Source organism: uncultured Microbacterium sp. (genome assembly GCF_900078385.1).
Lineage (GTDB): Bacteria > Actinomycetota > Actinomycetes > Actinomycetales > Microbacteriaceae > Microbacterium.
On the sequence record NZ_FLQR01000001.1, the window covers coordinates 187768 to 204730 of the forward strand.

The 16963-nt window shown below is 68.9% G+C and carries 16 protein-coding genes; 14 read left to right on the forward strand and 2 right to left on the reverse strand.

All coding sequences use genetic code 11. The features are described 5' to 3' along the window. Position 1 precedes the first annotated feature (1 nt). Positions 2–1207, reverse strand: coding sequence for an MFS transporter (locus tag QZL85_RS00940; RefSeq protein ID WP_295572493.1), 1206 nt, complete (start codon positions 1205–1207; stop codon positions 2–4). A gap of 347 nt (positions 1208–1554) precedes the next feature. Between QZL85_RS00940 and nrdH the strand changes: the two genes are divergently transcribed. Genes nrdH through nrdF form a run of 4 tightly spaced genes read left to right on the forward strand, consistent with a single transcriptional unit; the run spans position 1555 to position 5365 of the window. Beyond that, the gene (nrdH, locus tag QZL85_RS00945; protein ID WP_028495102.1) at positions 1555–1788 is read left to right on the forward strand and encodes a glutaredoxin-like protein NrdH; all 234 of its coding nucleotides are present in this window, start codon (positions 1555–1557) and stop codon (positions 1786–1788) included. A gap of 4 nt (positions 1789–1792) precedes the next feature. After that, on the forward strand, positions 1793–2230 hold the full coding sequence (gene nrdI / locus QZL85_RS00950; protein WP_295572496.1) for a class Ib ribonucleoside-diphosphate reductase assembly flavoprotein NrdI: 438 nt from the start codon (positions 1793–1795) through the stop codon (positions 2228–2230). Then, positions 2212–4368: a class 1b ribonucleoside-diphosphate reductase subunit alpha gene (gene nrdE, locus QZL85_RS00955; RefSeq protein ID WP_295572499.1), complete on the forward strand. Its 2157-nt coding sequence runs from the start codon at positions 2212–2214 to the stop codon at positions 4366–4368. The genes nrdI and nrdE overlap by 19 nt, the downstream gene beginning before the upstream one ends. A 19-nt stretch (positions 4369–4387) precedes the next feature. Beyond that, entirely contained in the window at positions 4388–5365 is a 978-nt protein-coding gene (gene nrdF / locus QZL85_RS00960; RefSeq protein WP_295572501.1) for a class 1b ribonucleoside-diphosphate reductase subunit beta, read from the forward strand. A gap of 79 nt (positions 5366–5444) precedes the next feature. Here the strand turns inward: nrdF and QZL85_RS00965 are convergent, their stop codons facing one another. Next, the gene (locus QZL85_RS00965; RefSeq protein WP_295572504.1) at positions 5445–5816 is read right to left on the reverse strand and encodes a VOC family protein; all 372 of its coding nucleotides are present in this window, start codon (positions 5814–5816) and stop codon (positions 5445–5447) included. A gap of 233 nt (positions 5817–6049) precedes the next feature. On the opposite strand from QZL85_RS00965, the gene uxaC reads away from it, so the two are divergent. The 10 genes from uxaC to QZL85_RS01015 all read left to right on the forward strand — a co-directional run bounded on the left by uxaC (position 6050) and on the right by QZL85_RS01015 (position 16883). Next, positions 6050–7453, forward strand: coding sequence for a glucuronate isomerase (gene uxaC / locus QZL85_RS00970; RefSeq protein WP_295572506.1), 1404 nt, complete (start codon positions 6050–6052; stop codon positions 7451–7453). Beyond that, a complete protein-coding gene (locus QZL85_RS00975; RefSeq protein WP_295572507.1) occupies positions 7450–8820 on the forward strand; it encodes a mannitol dehydrogenase family protein in 1371 nt (456 codons plus the stop codon). Before uxaC ends, QZL85_RS00975 begins: the two co-directional genes overlap by 4 nt. A gap of 17 nt (positions 8821–8837) precedes the next feature. Further along, positions 8838–10625: a beta-glucuronidase gene (gene uidA, locus QZL85_RS00980; RefSeq protein WP_295572509.1), complete on the forward strand. Its 1788-nt coding sequence runs from the start codon at positions 8838–8840 to the stop codon at positions 10623–10625. 1 nt (position 10626) lies between these two features. Continuing rightward, positions 10627–12066, forward strand: a complete 1440-nt coding sequence (gene uidB, locus QZL85_RS00985; protein WP_295572512.1) for a glucuronide transporter — start codon at positions 10627–10629, stop codon at positions 12064–12066. Beyond that, a complete protein-coding gene (gene manD, locus QZL85_RS00990; protein WP_295572514.1) occupies positions 12063–13301 on the forward strand; it encodes a D-mannonate dehydratase ManD in 1239 nt (412 codons plus the stop codon). Before uidB ends, manD begins: the two co-directional genes overlap by 4 nt. 3 nt (positions 13302–13304) lie before the next feature. After that, the gene (locus QZL85_RS00995) at positions 13305–13820 is read left to right on the forward strand and encodes a gluconokinase (RefSeq protein WP_295572517.1); all 516 of its coding nucleotides are present in this window, start codon (positions 13305–13307) and stop codon (positions 13818–13820) included. Next, positions 13810–14832 carry a LacI family DNA-binding transcriptional regulator gene (locus tag QZL85_RS01000; protein ID WP_295572521.1) on the forward strand — a complete coding sequence of 341 codons (1023 nt, stop codon included), beginning with the start codon at positions 13810–13812 and terminating at the stop codon, positions 14830–14832. The genes QZL85_RS00995 and QZL85_RS01000 overlap by 11 nt, the downstream gene beginning before the upstream one ends. Before the next feature lie 70 nt (positions 14833–14902). Beyond that, positions 14903–15313 (forward strand): MarR family winged helix-turn-helix transcriptional regulator, encoded by a 411-nt coding sequence (locus QZL85_RS01005; RefSeq protein ID WP_295572523.1) that lies wholly within the window; start codon positions 14903–14905, stop codon positions 15311–15313. 21 nt (positions 15314–15334) lie between these two features. Further along, positions 15335–15802, forward strand: coding sequence for a DUF3817 domain-containing protein (locus QZL85_RS01010; protein WP_295572525.1), 468 nt, complete (start codon positions 15335–15337; stop codon positions 15800–15802). 67 nt (positions 15803–15869) lie between these two features. Then, the gene (locus tag QZL85_RS01015) at positions 15870–16883 is read left to right on the forward strand and encodes a patatin-like phospholipase family protein (protein WP_295572527.1); all 1014 of its coding nucleotides are present in this window, start codon (positions 15870–15872) and stop codon (positions 16881–16883) included. Positions 16884–16963 lie beyond the last annotated feature (80 nt).

The window sequence follows — 16963 nt, forward strand, 5'->3', positions numbered from 1 at the left end:
GTCAGGTGATGATCGGGACGGGCTCGGTGTCGGGGATGGGGCTCGCATCGCGATGCCGCAGATCAGGGAATCCGCGCACGCACGTCACCGCGACGATGACGCCGACCACCGCGAACGCCGCGCCCGCCCAGTACGCCCCGACCGGGCCCACCCCGTCGATGAGGAACCCGGCGACGGCGGAGCCGACGGCCGCGCCGATGAGCTGTCCGGTCCCGATCCAGCCGTAGGCCTCGGCGGTCTCGCTGAACTTCACGCTGGCTGAGGTCATCGCGAACATGACGGCGAGGGCGGGCGCGATGCCGATGCCGGCGACGAACAGCGACGCACCGAGCCACCAGACCGTGAGAGAGAAGAAGGTCATCGTCAGGCCCACCGTGACCACGGCGAGGCGGCGCGCCATCGCCCAGCGGCCGATCGGGATGTGGCCGAAGCTGAGGCCGCCGGCGAGGCTCCCCACAGAGAAGACGGCGAGGACGAGCCCGGCCTCGAGGCCCCCGTGACCGAACGTCGCGACGACGCCCGCCTCGACGGCCGAGCACGCGCCGATCAGCAGGAAGCCGATGACGGTGGCGAGCAGCACCGTGGGCTTGCCGAGCACCTTGCCGAACGCGCGGCGGCTGCGCGGGATGCGGACCCGGCCGACCTCGGGGGACAGGATGAACCACGCGCCGCCGAGGACGAGGATCGCGACGATGAGCAGCAGGCCGGGCACGGTGCCCGCCTGCGTCGCCACGAGCGTGATGACGACCGGCGCGAGGATCCAGATGATCTCCTGCAGGCTGGCATCCAGGGAGAACAGCGGCGTCAGCTGACGCGACGTGACGAGCTTCGGGTAGATCGTGCGGACCGCCGACTGCACGGGCGGGGTCGACAGGCCCGCGAGGAAGCCGAACACCATGTAGCCGGTGAGCTCGAGCGGTGCGAGGGCCATGACCAGGACCGCCGCCGCGCACACCGTGGTCGTGAGGGTCAGTACGCGGCGGATGCCCCAGATCCCCATCCACCGGCTCGTTACCGGTCCTGCGATCGCCTGCCCGATCGACGTGGCGGCAAGGACAAGGCCGGCGGCGCCGTACGAGCCGGTGATCTGCTCGACGTGCAGAAGGATCGCGAGACTCGTCATCCCGTTGGGGAAGCGGGCGGTCAGCTGGGCCGCGATGATGCGCGCGACACCGGGGGTGCGCAGAAGATCCCGGTAGCCGGCCACCCCTCCACGGTACCGCCGCCGCGACACGCCGACGACACGCCGAAACCCGAATTCCACAGGCTGGGGATGTCGGAGGCCCCCGTTAGCGTGCGATCTGTGGATGGATCCTGGCGGCCGCCGCGAAAGAGCCGGATTCCAGGGCTTTTCCCGGTTCGAAAATCATCGGCATCCTGTGGATGAATCGGTGGAGAACATGTGTTGTACCTGTAGAGAGCGGTGGAAAATGACACGGATGTAACTACTAGCCCTTGTGGTGCTATCGAATGTCGGCACCCATATGTAGTATTGGACTCCCGGCGGCGCACTGCCGGGCACACACAGATCTTGAGGGGAGAAGACAGGTCATCATGGCGATCACGGTCTACACCAAGCCGTCCTGCGTTCAGTGCAACGCGACCTACCGCGCACTGGACTCGAAGGGCATCGACTACGAGGTCCTCGACCTGTCCGAGGACCCCGCGGCCCTCGAGCACGTCAAGTCGCTCGGATACCTCCAGGCGCCCGTCGTTGTCACCGACGAGGGTCACTGGTCGGGTTTCCGTCCCGACAAGATCGACGAGCTCGCGTCCCGACTGGCGTGACACCATGAGCGCGGCCGTCGCGACCCAGGCGCCGCTGCTCGTCTACTTCTCGAGCGTGTCGGGCAACACGGCGCGATTCATCGAGAAGCTCGGGATGCCGTCCGTCCGGATCCCGCTCCGCCCCACTGACCCGCCCCTCGTGGTGGACGAGCCGTTCGTGCTCGTCACCCCCACGTACGGCGGGGGACAAGGGCGAGGCGAGGAGAAGGGCGCGGTCCCCAAGCAGGTCATCCGCTTCCTCAACGACGAGCGAAACCGGAACCTCATCCGCGGGGTCATCTCCGCGGGCAACACCAATTTCGGCGCGGCCTTCTGCCTCGCCGGTGAAGTGATCAGCCGCAAGTGCACCGTGCCGCACTTGTACCGGCTCGAATTGTTCGGCACGCCTGAAGACGTCGACCGCGTGAGCGACGGATTGGAACGATGGTGGAAGCTGCATTGACCGAGAAGACCTTCAAGACCGATGCCCGGTTCGAAGGTCTCGACTATCACGCCCTGAACGCGATGCTGAATCTGTACGGCGAGGACGGGAAGATCCAGTTCGACGCCGACAAGCGCGCCGCACGGGAGTACTTCCTGCAGCACGTCAACCAGAACACGGTGTTCTTCCACTCGCTCCAGGAGCGCCTGGACTACCTCGTGGAGAAGGAGTACTACGAGGGCGCCGTCCTCGAGAAGTACCCGTTCGAGTTCATCCAGAGCCTCAACGACCGCGCCTACGGTGCGAAGTTCCGCTTCGAGACGTTCCTCGGCGCGTTCAAGTACTACACGAGCTACACGCTGAAGACCTTCGACGGCAAGCGCTACCTCGAGCGCTTCGAGGACCGCGTCGTCATGACGGCCCTCGGCCTCGCCGACGGCGACCAGCAGCTCGCCGAGAAGCTCGTCGACGAGATCATCTCCGGCCGCTTCCAGCCGGCGACCCCGACGTTCCTCAACACCGGCAAGGCCCAGCGCGGCGAGCTCGTCTCCTGCTTCCTGCTGCGCATCGAGGACAACATGGAGTCGATCGCCCGTGGCATCAACTCCGCGCTGCAGCTGTCCAAGCGCGGCGGCGGCGTCGCGCTGCTCCTCTCCAACATCCGCGAGGCGGGCGCCCCGATCAAGCAGATCGAGAACCAGTCCAGCGGCATCATCCCCGTCATGAAGCTGCTCGAAGACAGCTTCAGCTACGCGAACCAGCTCGGCGCGCGTCAGGGCGCCGGCGCGGTGTACCTCTCCGCGCACCACCCCGACATCATGCGGTTCCTCGACACCAAGCGCGAGAACGCCGACGAGAAGATCCGCATCAAGACGCTCTCGCTCGGTGTCGTCATCCCCGACATCACGTTCGAGCTCGCCCGCAACGACGAGGACATGTACCTGTTCTCGCCGTACGACGTCGAGAAGGTCTACGGCGTGCCGTTCGGCGACATCTCGGTCACCGAGAAGTACCGCGAGATGGTCGACGACGCGCGCATCAAGAAGACGAAGATCAACGCCCGCGACTTCTTCCAGACCCTCGCGGAGATCCAGTTCGAGTCGGGCTACCCGTACATCATGTTCGAGGACACGGTGAACAAGGCCAACCCGATCAAGGGCCGGATCAACATGTCCAACCTCTGCTCGGAGATCCTCCAGGTCAACACCCCGACCACCTACAACGAGGACCTCTCCTACGCCGAGATCGGCAAGGACATCTCCTGCAACCTCGGGTCGATGAACATCGCCCTGGCGATGGACGGCAAGGACCTCGCAGGCACCGTCGAGACCAGCATCCGCGCCCTCACCGCCGTCAGCGACCAGAGCCACATCCGCTCCGTCCGCTCGATCGAGGACGGCAACGACCGCTCGCACGCGATCGGCCTGGGACAGATGAACCTGCACGGCTACCTCGCGCGGGAGCACGTGCACTACGGGTCCGAAGAGGGCATCGACTTCACGAACATCTACTTTTACACGGTGGTGTTCCACGCGCTGCGCGCCTCGAACCAGCTCGCGATCGAGCGCGGCACGGCGTTCGACGGGTTCGCGGACTCGACGTACGCATCGGGGGAGTTCTTCGACAAGTACACCGAGCAGGAGTGGGTCCCGCAGACCGCGAAGGCCGCCGAGCTGTTCGCCGGCATCCACATCCCCACGCAGGACGACTGGCGCGAGCTGAAGGCATCCGTCCAGGCTCACGGCATCTACAACCAGAACCTGCAGGCCGTCCCGCCGACCGGCTCGATCTCGTACATCAACAACTCGACGAGCTCGATCCACCCGATCGCGTCGAAGATCGAGATCCGCAAGGAAGGCAAGATCGGCCGCGTCTACTACCCGGCGCCGTTCATGACGAACGAGAACCTGGAGTACTACCAGGACGCGTACGAGGTCGGCTACGAGAAGGTCATCGACACGTACGCCGCCGCCACCCAGCACGTCGACCAGGGCCTCTCGCTCACGCTGTTCTTCAAGGACACCGCGACCACGCGTGACATCAACAAGGCCCAGATCTACGCCTGGCGCAAGGGCATCAAGACGATCTACTACATCCGCCTGCGGCAGATGGCGCTGGAGGGCACGCAGCTCGACCAGTGCGTCTCCTGCATGCTCTGACCCCGAGGAAGCCACGGACATGACCCCCGAACCGCTGAAGCTCCTGACCTCCGTCCAGGCGATCAACTGGAACCGCATCGAGGACGACAAGGACCTCGAGGTCTGGAACCGTCTCGTCAACAACTTCTGGCTGCCCGAGAAGGTGCCGCTGTCCAACGACGTGCAGTCGTGGGCGACGCTCACCCCCGAGGAGCAGACCACGACGATGCGCGTGTTCACCGGCCTGACGCTCCTGGACACCATCCAGGGCACCGTCGGCGCCGTCTCGCTGATCCCGGATGCCATCACTCCGCACGAGGAGGCCGTCTACACGAACATCGCGTTCATGGAGTCGGTGCACGCGAAGAGCTACTCGTCGATCTTCTCGACGCTGTGCTCGACGCCCGAGATCGACGACGCCTTCCGCTGGTCGGTGGAGAACCCGAACCTGCAGAAGAAGGCTCGGATCGTCATGGACTACTACCGGGGCGACGAGCCGCTCAAGCGAAAGGTCGCCTCGACTCTGCTCGAGTCGTTCCTCTTCTACTCGGGGTTCTACCTGCCGCTGCACTGGTCGTCCAAGGCGAAGCTCACGAACACGGCCGACATCATCCGCCTCATCATCCGCGACGAGGCCGTGCACGGGTACTACATCGGCTACAAGTTCCAGAAGGGCCTCGAGCAGCTCACCGCCGCCGAGCGCGACGACCTGAAGGACTACACGTTCTCGCTGCTGTACGAGCTCTACGACAACGAGGTGCAGTACACGCAGGACCTCTACGACGGCATCGGCCTGACCGAGGACGTCAAGAAGTTCCTGCACTACAACGCGAACAAGGCGCTCATGAACCTCGGCTACGAGGCGATGTTCCCCTCGTCCGTGACGAACGTGAACCCGGCGATCCTGTCGGCGCTCTCGCCCAACGCGGACGAGAACCACGACTTCTTCAGCGGGTCGGGCTCCTCGTACGTCATCGGCAAGGCCGTCGCGACCGAGGACGACGACTGGGCGTTCTGATCGCGGCCTGATCGTCGCACGAAGGGTCCGGATGCTGCGGCGTCCGGGCCCTTCGTCGTGCGCCTGCGCGGGTGCGCCCCTAACTCCACTGCGGGAGCTGCTGCAGTGTCCAGGTGTTGCCGTCTGGGTCGTCGAAGGTGACGAACCGACCCCAGCCGAGTTCCTGCACGCCCTGCGCCTCGACACGTGCGTCGCGGAGCTGCGCGAGCGCCGCGTCGGCATCGGGGACGACCACCTGAATCGTGTTCTGCATGCCCGGCGCGAGATCGATGCCGAGCCCTTCGCCGATGGCGATCGAACAGGCCGAGCCCGGGGGAGTGAGCTGTACGAACCGGATGTCGGGGGTAGGCCTCTGATCGTGATCGGTGTGGAACCCGATGGTCTCGTAGAAGGCCTTCGCACGGTCGACGTCGGTGACGGGCACGAAGATGAGCTCGATCTTCCAGTCCATGGGGGTGTCCTCTCTGTCGGTCTCTCCGCTTCGCGACGATACGCCGCGCCTCCGACAGCGCGGTGGCGCCCGGCTCCGGTTGAACACCGCCACGGTCTTCCTGACACGTGACGGCAAACGATTGCCAATGAGTCCGTTAGCGGAGGGATAGGCCTACTGGCCGACGGAGACGCGAGGTGAACGACTTATGGCAAGCGGTTGACACGACAGGCGAGAGGGTTCACACTGGGGTCATGTCAGTGAAGACCGGGCTCTCCTCAGCAGCGCTCCTGCCCGCGGATGAAGCCACCCGCGAGATCGCCGCGGACCTCTATCAGGAGGTCGCCGCCGCGCCGATCATCTCCCCGCACGGTCATGTCGACCCGCGGCTGCTCCTCGAGGACCAGCCGTTCCCCGACCCCACCGAGCTGCTCATCCGGCACGACCACTACGTCACCCGCCTGCTGTTCGCCGGGGGAGCCTCCTTCGCCGAACTCGGCCTCGACCCGGCCTGTCCGCAGGACTCGCGCGCCGTGTGGCGCGTCCTCGCCGAGAACGGGCACCGGTTCGCCGGCACGGCCAGCGGGTACTGGCTGCAGCACGAGCTGTCCGAGCTGTTCGATGTGCAGGAGGAACTCACCGCCGACAACGCCGATGCGGTCTACGACCGGATCTCCGCGGTCCTCACCGAGCCGGCGTTCCGCCCGCGTGCGCTGTTCGACCGGTTCCGCATCGATGTCCTCGCGACGACCGACGACCCGCTCGACGACCTGGCGGGCCACCGGTCCCTCGCCGACGATTCCGGTTTCCGCGGGCGGGTGCTGCCGACATTCCGCCCCGACACTTACCTCGACCCCGCCGGTGCCGGCTACGCCGAACGCGTGCAGGCGCTCCTGGACGCGACCGGGCAGCCCGGGACGTTCGACGGGTACCTGGCTGCGCTCGAAGACCGCCGCGCCCACTTCATCGCGCACGGCGCGGTCTCCGCCGACCACGGGGTGCTCGAGCCGTTCACGACCGACGTGAACCCGGCCGACGCCGAGCGGCTCTTCCAGGGAGCCCGCGCCGGGCTCCTCGACGCCGCCGAGCAGCGCCTCCTCCGCGGGCACATGCTGTTCCAGATGGCGCGCATGAGCGTGGCCGACGGTCTCGTCATGACGGTGCACCCGGGCGTGCACCGCAACCACCACGCGCCGACGTTCGAGCGGTTCGGTGCGGACACCGGCCACGACATCCCGGTGCAGACCGAGTACACCCGCAACCTGCGGCCGCTGCTGAACGCGTTCGGCACGGCGCCCGGATTCCACCTCGTCCTCTTCGCCGTGGACGAGACGGTCTACTCGCGCGAGATCGCGCCACTCGCCGGGTTCTACCCGAGCGTCTATATCGGGGCACCGTGGTGGTTCCTGGACGCTCCCGACGCGATCCTCCGCTTCCGCAGCGCCGTGACGGAGACCGCGGGCTTCTACCGGGGCAGCGGATTCATCGACGACACCCGGGCCTTCCTCTCCATCCCCGCCCGCCACGACACGTCCCGCCGCGTCGACGCCGCGTTCCTCGCGCGACTGGTCGTCGAACGGCGCGTCAGCCTGCCCACGGCCCGCCGCATCGCCCGCGACCTCGTCGATGCCATCCCGCGTGAGGTGTTCAAACTGTGAGCACGCAGCACCTGAACGGCGCCGCGTATCTCGCGCACGGCGGGACACGGCCCACCCGCGTGCGGATCGTGCACATCGGACTCGGCAACTTCCATCGCGCTCATCAGGCCTGGTACACGGCGCATGCCGCGGATGCCGCCGACTGGGGCATCGCCGCGTTCACCGGACGTTCGGCCGACCAGGCCGACCTCCTCGCACCGCAGGACGGGCTGTACTGCCTCGTCGTCCGCGGCGAGGCCGCGGACCGCGTGGAGGTCGTGCCGTCCGTCGTGGAGGTCCACGACGGCGCACGGCTGGATCGCCTGACGCAGGTGCTCGCCGACCCCGACGTCGCCATCGTCACCCTCACGGTGACGGAAGCCGGCTACCTGCTGACGCCGGCCGGCGACGCCGACCTGGCCCACCCGGCCGTCGCGGCCGATGTCACCGAGCTCACCGAGGGCCACCCGTCGGGCAGGCACCCGACGACGGCGCTCGGTCGCCTCCTGCTCGGTCTCGATGCGCGGCGGCGTGCCGGCGGCGGGCCGCTGGCCGTCATCCCGTGCGACAACATCCCCGGAAACGGCGCGTACGTCCGGCGCGGCCTGCTCTCGCTCGCGGGCGCCGTGTCGGCACCGCTGGCCGCCTGGATCACCGCGCACGTCTCGTTCGTCGGCACCTCCGTCGACCGGATCACCCCCCGCATCCACTCCACGGTGCCCGCCGTCGAGGATGCCGGCTGGGTGGACCGGTCGCCGGTGGTCACCGAGCCGTTCTCGGACTGGGTGCTCTCCGGTGCGTTCCCCGCCGGCCGCCCCGCGTGGGAGACGGCCGGTGCCCGGTTCGTCGACGACCTCGAGCCGTGGGAGAACCGCAAGCTCTGGCTCCTCAACGGCGCGCACAGCATCCTCTCCTTCGCCGGACTCACCCGGGGCCTGACGACCGTCGCGGAAGCCATCGCCGACGGCGAATGTCGCGCCCTCGTCGACGCGTTCTGGGACGAGGCCGTGCAGGCTCTGCCGGAGGGCATCGAGCACGTCGAGTACCGCGCCGCGCTGATCCGCCGCTTCGCCAACCACCGCATCGAGCACCGTCTCGCCCAGATCGCCGCGGATGACGCCACCAAGGTCCGCTACCGCTTCGCGGCGGTGGCGGAGGCGAGCCTGGACCGCGGCGTAGATCCGGCCGCATCCGCCGCCGGCATCGCGGTCTGGATCGACGCGCACCGCCGCGGCGTGCTCCCCGGCCCCGCCCCCGCCGACCCGCTCGACACCGCCGCGATGCTCGCGGCCGTGTCGTCGCGTCTGACCGCATCCGCGCCCTTCCTGCGCCGCATCGACGATGAGCTCACGGCGCTCCACCGCACGACCGCGTCCGCGACGCGCTGACCCAGACAGGAAACCCCATGCTGAAGCCTCAGACATCCGCCACCCGCGAGCTGGTCAACCTCGACGGCATGTGGCGGTTCGCCCTCGACACCGCCGAGGTGCCCGAGCCGTGGTCGGCGCCGCTGACGACGACGCTCGAAGCACCGGTGCCGTCCAGCTACAACGACCTGTTCGTCGACCCCGCGATCCGCGATCACGTCGGGTGGGTCTGGTACCAGCGCGACGTGCGCGTCCCACGCGGCTGGACGGGGGAGCGGGTGATCGTCCGCGTGGACTCCGCGACCCACGAGGGCGCCGTGTACGTCGACGGGACCGAGGTGGCGCGCCACGTCGGCGGCTACCTGCCGTTCGAAGCCGACGTCACCGACCTCGTCACCCCCGGCGAGACCTTCCATCTCACCATCGGTGTGAACAACGTCCTCACCAACGAGACCCAGCCTCCGGGACGCGTCGAGGAGCTCTCCGACGGGCGTCGCGTGCAGCGGTACTACCACGACTTCTACAACTACGCCGGTCTCGCCCGGTCGGTCTGGCTCGCCTCCCGCCCGGCCGTCCATGTCGCCGACATCACCGTGACGACGGGCGTCGACGAGTCCACCGGCGTCGTCTCGTACCTCGTCGAGACGGCGGGCGACGCGGATGTCACCGTCTCCCTCCGGGATGCCGACGGCCTCGTCGTCGCACAGCAGGCGGGCGCCGACGGCGAGCTTCGCGTGGCGGATGTCACCCTCTGGCAGCCCGGCGCCGGCTACCTCTACGACCTCGACGTGGAAGCCCACGTCGACGGAGTCCTCGTCGACGCCTACCGGCTGCCGGTCGGCGTGCGCACCGTCGAGGTCCGCGGGCTCGAGTTCCTCATCAACGGCGAGCCGTTCTACTTCACCGGGTTCGGCAAGCACGAGGACACCCCCGTCCGCGGCAAGGGGCATGACCCGTCCTACCTCGTCCACGACATGGAGCTGATGGGGTGGATCGGGGCGAACTCGTTCCGCACCTCGCACTACCCGTACGCCGAGGAGGTGCTCGAGTACGCTGACCGGCACGGCATCGTCGTCATCGACGAGACCGCCGCCGTCGGACTGAACTTCGGCCTCATCGGCGGGCTCACCGGCCAGAAGGCGCCGGCGACGTTCGCCCCGGACGGCGTCAACGACGCGGCGCGCGAGCGCCACGCCGAGCACATCCGCGAACTCGTCGCGCGCGACAAGAACCACCCGAGCGTCGTCATGTGGTCGATCGCCAACGAGCCGGCCTCGCAGGAGGAGGGCGCGCGCGAGTACTTCGCACCGCTCGTCGACGTGACCCGCGCGGCGGACCCGACGCGGCCGGTCACCTACGTCAACGTCATGATGGCGCCGCCCCCCGTCGAGCGCATCGCCGACCTCTTCGACGTCATCTGCGTGAACCGCTACTACGGCTGGTACGTCAACACCGGCGACCTCGCCTCCGCGGAGGCGGCGCTGGAGAGCGAGCTGCTGCAGTGGCAGGACATCTACGCGCGGCCGCTCATCATGACCGAGTACGGCGGCGACACGATGCCCGGCATCCACTCCGTCTGGGACCAGCCGTGGTCCGAGGAGTACCAGAGCGCCCTCCTCGACATGTTCCACCGGGTCCACGACCGCGTGCCCGCGATCGTCGGCGAGCAGGTGTGGAACTTCGCCGACTTCCAGACCTCCGTCGGCATCTTCCGGGTCGACGGCAACAAGAAGGGTGTCTTCACCCGTGACCGGCGTCCGAAGGCGGCCGCCCACTCCCTGCGCGCACGATGGAGCGCTCGCAACCAGAACGGACAGATCGACTGACATGACCACCGCCATCCCGCTCACCGACTCGACCGGACGACTGAAGCTGCGCACCGTCGTCGGCTACGGCGCCGGCGACGCCGCCAACAACCTCGCGTTCACGACGGCGACGATGTTCCTCCTCGTCTACTACACGGATGTCGCCGGCATCAGCGCCGCCGCCGCCGGCACGCTCCTGCTCGTCGTCCGCGTCTTCGACGCGTTCGCCGACATCTTCGCGGGGCGCATCGTCGACCGCACGTTCAACAAGCGGCTCGGCAAGTTCCGTCCCTTCATCCTGTTCGGGTCCCTCCCGCTCCTCCTGCTGAGCGTCGCGACGTTCTCCGTCCCGCAGATCGGTGAGAGCGGGATGCTGCTGTACGCCTACCTCACCTACGCGGCGCTCGGCCTCGCGTACAGCCTCGTCAACATCCCGTACGGCTCGCTGGCCGGCGCGATGACCCGGAATGCGGGCGAGCGCGCCAAGCTCGCCAGCGCCCGCACGGTCGGCGCGATCCTCGTCGGCGCGACGCTCGGCATCTTCGTCGCCCCGCTCATCACGCCCGACCGCGACCTGCAGTCGCTCTTCACCGCCATGACGCTCGGGTTCGTGGTCGTCGGCTTCGTCCTCTACATGTGGACGTTCTTCACGGCGAAGGAGACCGTCGTCCGCGACGTGCCGAAGGTGTCGGTGCGGCAGAGCTTCGCGATCCTCAAGAGCAACAAGCCGCTCCTCATGCTGTGCCTCAGCTCGTTCGTCTTCCTCACCGGGATGCTCGCGCTCAGCACCGTCCAGCTGTACTACCTGCGCGACGTGCTCCACGCGCTGCCCCTGTACGCGGCGCTGTCGATCGTGCAGATCGTGCTGACCTTCGCGCTCGCCGCCGTCGTGCCCGCGCTCGTGCGGCGTTTCGGCAAGCGCGCCGGGTACGCGACCGGCAGCAGCGTCATGATCGCGGGCGGCCTCATCGTCTTCCTCTCCCCGCCGTCGATGATCTGGCTCGCCTTCAGCGGTCTGGTCCTCTGCCAGGTCGGCGTCGCGCTGGTCAACATGCTCGTGTGGGCGCTCGAGGCGGACACCGTCGAGTACGGCGAGTGGAAGACGGGGGTGCGGGCCGAGGGGATCATCTACGCCCTGTTCTCCTTCACCCGCAAGACCGGGCAGGCCGTCGGAGGCGCACTCGCCGCCTACGCCCTCGCCATCGGCGGCTACGTCGCGGGTGCAGAAGTGCAGTCCGAGTCCGCGGAGTGGGGCATCCGCGCCGCCGCGGGCCTGCTGCCCGCGGTCGCCGCCCTCATCGCGGTCGTCATCATCTTCTTCTACCCCCTCACCGACGCCCGCCACCGCGAGATCGTCGCCGACATCGCCCGCCGTCGCGAAGCGCGCGGCGAGGACGAGCCCATCGACCCGACACTGAGCAGCGCCGCCTTCCGCGCCGCCGACCGAAAGGACATCCGATGAGAATCGACAAAGCTGAAGTCATCGTCACGAGCCCCGACCGGAACTTCGTGACCCTCAAGCTCACCACCGACGACGGTCTCACCGGGATCGGCGACGCGACGCTCAACGGCCGCGAGATGGCGGTCGTCGCCTACCTCCGCGAGCACGTCGTGCCGCTGCTCATCGGCAGCGACGCGACCCGCATCGAGGACACCTGGCAGTTCCTCTACCGCGGCGCGTACTGGCGGCGGGGGCCGGTGACCATGGCCGCCATCGCCGCGGTCGACATGGCGCTCTGGGACATCAAGGGCAAGGCGGCCGGGATGCCGGTCTACCAGCTGCTCGGCGGCGCCAGCCGCAACGGCCTCATGGCCTACGGGCACGCGTCGGGCAAGGAGCTGCCGGAGCTGTTCGACTCCATCCGCGCGCACCAGGAGAAGGGCTATAAGGCCATCCGGGTGCAGACCGGCGTCCCCACCCTCAAGGCGATCTACGGCATCGCCGCCCAGGGCGCCGACGTGGGCGACGCGACCGTCCGCTACGACCACGAGCCCGCCCGCCGCGGCGCCAAGCCCGTCGAGGAGGATTGGGACACCCGCGCCTACCTCACCCACCTGCCGGGAGTCTTCGAAGCCGTCCGCAACGAGTTCGGGCCCGACATCCCGCTGCTCCACGACGGCCACCACCGGATGACGCCGATCCAGGCGGCGAAGCTCGGCAAGTCGCTCGAGCCGTACGACCTGTTCTGGCTGGAGGACTGCACCCCCGCGGAGAACCAGGAGGCGCTGCGGCTCGTCCGCCAGCACACCACCACGCCGCTCGCGATCGGGGAGATCTTCAACACGGTCTGGGACTTCAAAGACATCATCCGCGATCAGCTCATCGACTACGTGCGCGGCGCCGTCACCCACATGGGCGGCATCTCGCCCCTGAAGAAGACGCTGGACTACGCCGCGCTCTACCAGATCAAGTCCGGCATGCACGGGCCCACCGACATCTCACCGGTCGGCATGGCCGCCGCGATGCACCTGGGGCTCGCCATCCACAATTTCGGCATCCAGGAGTACATGCAGCACGGGGAGCGGACCAACCAGGTCTTCGAGCAGTCCTTCACCTGGCAGGACGGCTACCTGCACCCCGGCGACAAGCCCGGCCTCGGTGTCGAGCTCGACGTCGACGAGGCGGGCAGGTACCCGTACGAGCAGGCCTACCTGCCGTACAACCGCCTCCTCGACGGCACCGTCCACGACTGGTGAGCCATGTCCGACACTGAAGCGCCGCGGCTGGTCGTGATGGGCGTCTCCGCGGTGGGCAAGTCCAGCGTGGCGGCCGCCCTGGCCGACCGGCTCGGCGTGCCGTGGGCGGACGCCGACGCGCTGCACCCGCCGGCGAACATCGCGAAGATGGCCGCGGGGACCCCGCTCACCGACGCGGACCGCTGGCCGTGGCTCGACCGCGTCGGGGGTGTGCTCGCCGGTGGTGCGGATGACGGCGTCATCGTCGCCTGCTCGGCCCTCCGGCGCGGATACCGCGACCGGCTCCGGGACGCGGCGCCGACCGCGCAGTTCATCCACCTCGCGGGGGAGGAGCACGTCCTCGTCGCCCGCTCGCAGGCGCGCGCGGGCCACTTCATGCCGCCCTCCCTCATCGCCTCGCAGCTGGCGACCCTCGAGGCGCTCGGGGACGACGAGGTGGGCCTCGTCGTCGGCGTGGACGCGACCGTCACCGATATCGTCGACTCCGTGGTGGCGTGGATGGAGACACATGAGCGATGAGACCGGTTCGAAGGCGCGCCGGGGCTCGGCGCCGACGATCTACGACGTCGCCGAACTCGCCGGCGTCAGTCCGTCGACCGTCTCGCGGGCCCTCAGCAAGCCGGGTCGCATCAGCGCCACGACCGAGGCGAAGATCCGCGCCGCCGCCGACGAACTCCGCTTCCGGGTGAACCCCCTCGCGCGGGGGCTCTACACGGGGCGCACCCTGACCCTCGCCCTCGTCGTCGCCGACATCACCAACCCGGTCATCTTCGGCATCGTCCGCGGCGCCGAGCACGCCGCCAGCGAGCGGGGCTACACCCTGGTGATCGCCGAGTCGCAGGAGTCGGGCGAGGCGGAGAGCGAAGCCGTCCGGCGGCTGATGCCGAGCGTCGACGGCATCATCCTGGCCACCACGCGCCTCGGCGAGGCCGGCATCCGCGACCTCGCCGCCGAGAAGCCCGTGGTTCTTATCAACCGGGCGGTCAGCGACGTCCCCGCGATCCTCCCCGACGTCGAGAAGGGCGTCGCGGCGCTCATCGACCACCTCGCGGGGCTCGGGCACCGCTCGATCGCCTACCTCTCCGGCCCCACCGCGTCGTGGATCAGCGACCGGCGCTGGGAGGCGCTGCTCGCGCACGCGGAGCAGCGCGACATCGCCACGGTCGAGATCGGGCCCAACGCACCGACGATCGACGGCGGGCGCGCCGCGGTCCGCCGTGTGCGAGCCTCGCGCGCCACCGCCGTCGTCGCGTTCAACGATCTGATCGCGATCGGCGTGATGCAGCAGTTCGCCGAGGACGGGATCGAGGTCCCGCGGCAGGTGAGCGTGTCCGGCTTCGACGACATCTTCGGGAGCGAGCTGATCGTCCCGGCCCTCACGACGGTGCGAAGCCAGCTGGAGTCCGCGGGCCGTCGCGCGGCGACCTCGCTCATCGCCCTCGTCGACGGTGCGCAGCCGGACGATCCCGCGCAGCTCCTCGACACCACTCTCGTCGTCCGGGCCTCGACGGGGCCGGCGCCGACCACCTGAATCCGACGCGGACGTTTGTCACGCCGCGACGCACCCTCCACGAGCCCTGCCGCATCGTTACCATAAGGGCATGACCGACGAGAGTCCCCGTTTCAGCCCCGTGATCGCCCTGATCGCGGTGTCGGCGATGTGGGAGGACCAGCTCGCGTCCGCTCTCCGCGACCTCGGCATCTCGACCCGCAAGTTCGGGCTGCTGGGCCACATCGGGGCCGACCCGGGCATCTCGTTCTCCGAACTCGCCCGCCGCTCGCACATCACCGTCCAATCCGCCCATACCGCGGTGCGCACGCTCGTGGACGAGGGGCTCGTCGCCGACGCCATGGCGCACGCCGGCGCGGCATCCGACCTCACCGTCACGGAGAAGGGCGCGCGGGTCCTGCGGGAAGCGCGCGACCGCCTCGCGGCCCTCGACGGCGCGCTCGCCGCGAACCTCCCCGGCGTCGCGACGTCGCTCGACGGCATCCGGGCCGGGATCATCTGATCCTTCAGCTAGTCTGAAGGGGTGTTCTCCACCCCCGCTCGGCTCTTCCGTGTCCTCGCCATCGCCGAGATGGTGTCGTGGACGATCCTCATCGCCGCCCTGATCCTGCGCGCCACCCTCGGGTGGGCGGTCGCCGTCACGATCGGCGGCAGCATCCACGGGTTCGTCTTCCTCTCGTACGGCGCCACCGCGATCCTCGTAGCGCTGAACAACCGGTGGCGCCTGGGGCCGGCGGTCCTCGCCGTCGCGTCCGCCGTCATCCCGTATGCGACGGTCCCGGTCGAACGGTGGCTGCATCGCCGCGGGCTGCTCGAGGGTGCGTGGCGGATCGAGGAGACGGCCGATCCGGACGACCGGCGCTGGTACGACCGCGCCATGCGCTGGTTCCTCCGCCGTCCCTGGGTGCTCGCCGTCCTCCTCGTCGGCCTCGTCGCGGCGCTCTACATCGTGCTCGTCCTGATCGGACCCCCGGTTCCGCGCAGCGACTGACGAGCGCGCGCCCGCGCTCGCGCCGGACGCCCGGTCCGGGCGGCGAGCGTTCTCTACGATGAGGTTCGTGAGTACGGAACGCAGGAAGGTGGCGATCGCCCTCGGCGGCGGCGGAGCGCGGGGCTATGCGCACATCGGCGTCCTGGACGAGCTGGCGGCCCGGGACTATGACGTCGTCCAGGTGGCAGGCACATCCATGGGCGCGGTCATCGGCGCGCTGTTCGCCTCCGGCCGCCTGCCGGAGTACAGCGAATGGGTGCGTGGCCTGCGCCGGCGCAGCGACGTGGTCAAGCTGCTCGACCCCAACTTCTCCGGGTCGAGCGCGGTCAAGCTGGGGCGGGTCCTCGCGCGGGTCAACGAGATCATCGGGGTGCAGCGGATCGAAGAGCTGCCGATCGCCTTCACCGCCGTCGCGACCGACCTGTGGGCCCGCCGCGAGGTGTGGTTCGACTCCGGCCCGATCGACACGGCGATCCGCGCGTCGATCGCCATCCCCGGCGTGTTTCCTCCCATCGCGCTCAACGGTCGCCTGCTCGTGGACGGCGGTGTCGCCAACCAGGTGCCGGTGAGCGTGCTCGCCTCCTCGGCCGCCGACCTGACGGTGGCCGTCACCCTCGACGGGCACGGGACCGTCACCCAGCGCGGCAAGGGCCTGCCGGTGCACACCTCCTCCGACGAGGAGGAGGACGCCGCGGTCTGGTCGGACCGGCTCCGGACGAGGATGGGCAAGCTGATGGAGGCGGAGCCTATGCGTTCCATCGCCGCGCGCATGGCCGCACGACCCCCGCAGGAGCGCACCGAGGGTTCGGGCACCTCGGTGGCCGAGCTGTTCGAGGAACTGCCGACCGGGTTGCGCGCGTCGGACGTTGCCACGCAGTCCCTGGATGTGCTGCGGTCGATCGTGCAGCGTTACCAGTTGGCCTCTTTCCCGACGGATGCGCTCGTGGTCGTCCCGAACGACTCCCTCGGCACGATGGACTTCCACCTCGCGGACGAGCAGATCGAACTCGGCCGCCGGCTGGCTGCCGAGACCTTCGACCGGGCCGGCATGCTCACCGGCGTCGGGGACGTCGAAGCCTGACGGCGGGTTTCGTAGGCAGACGGGGGTCCGGATGCCGTGATCCACGGCATCCCGTCACGATCTCCGCCGTTGCGCCGGGC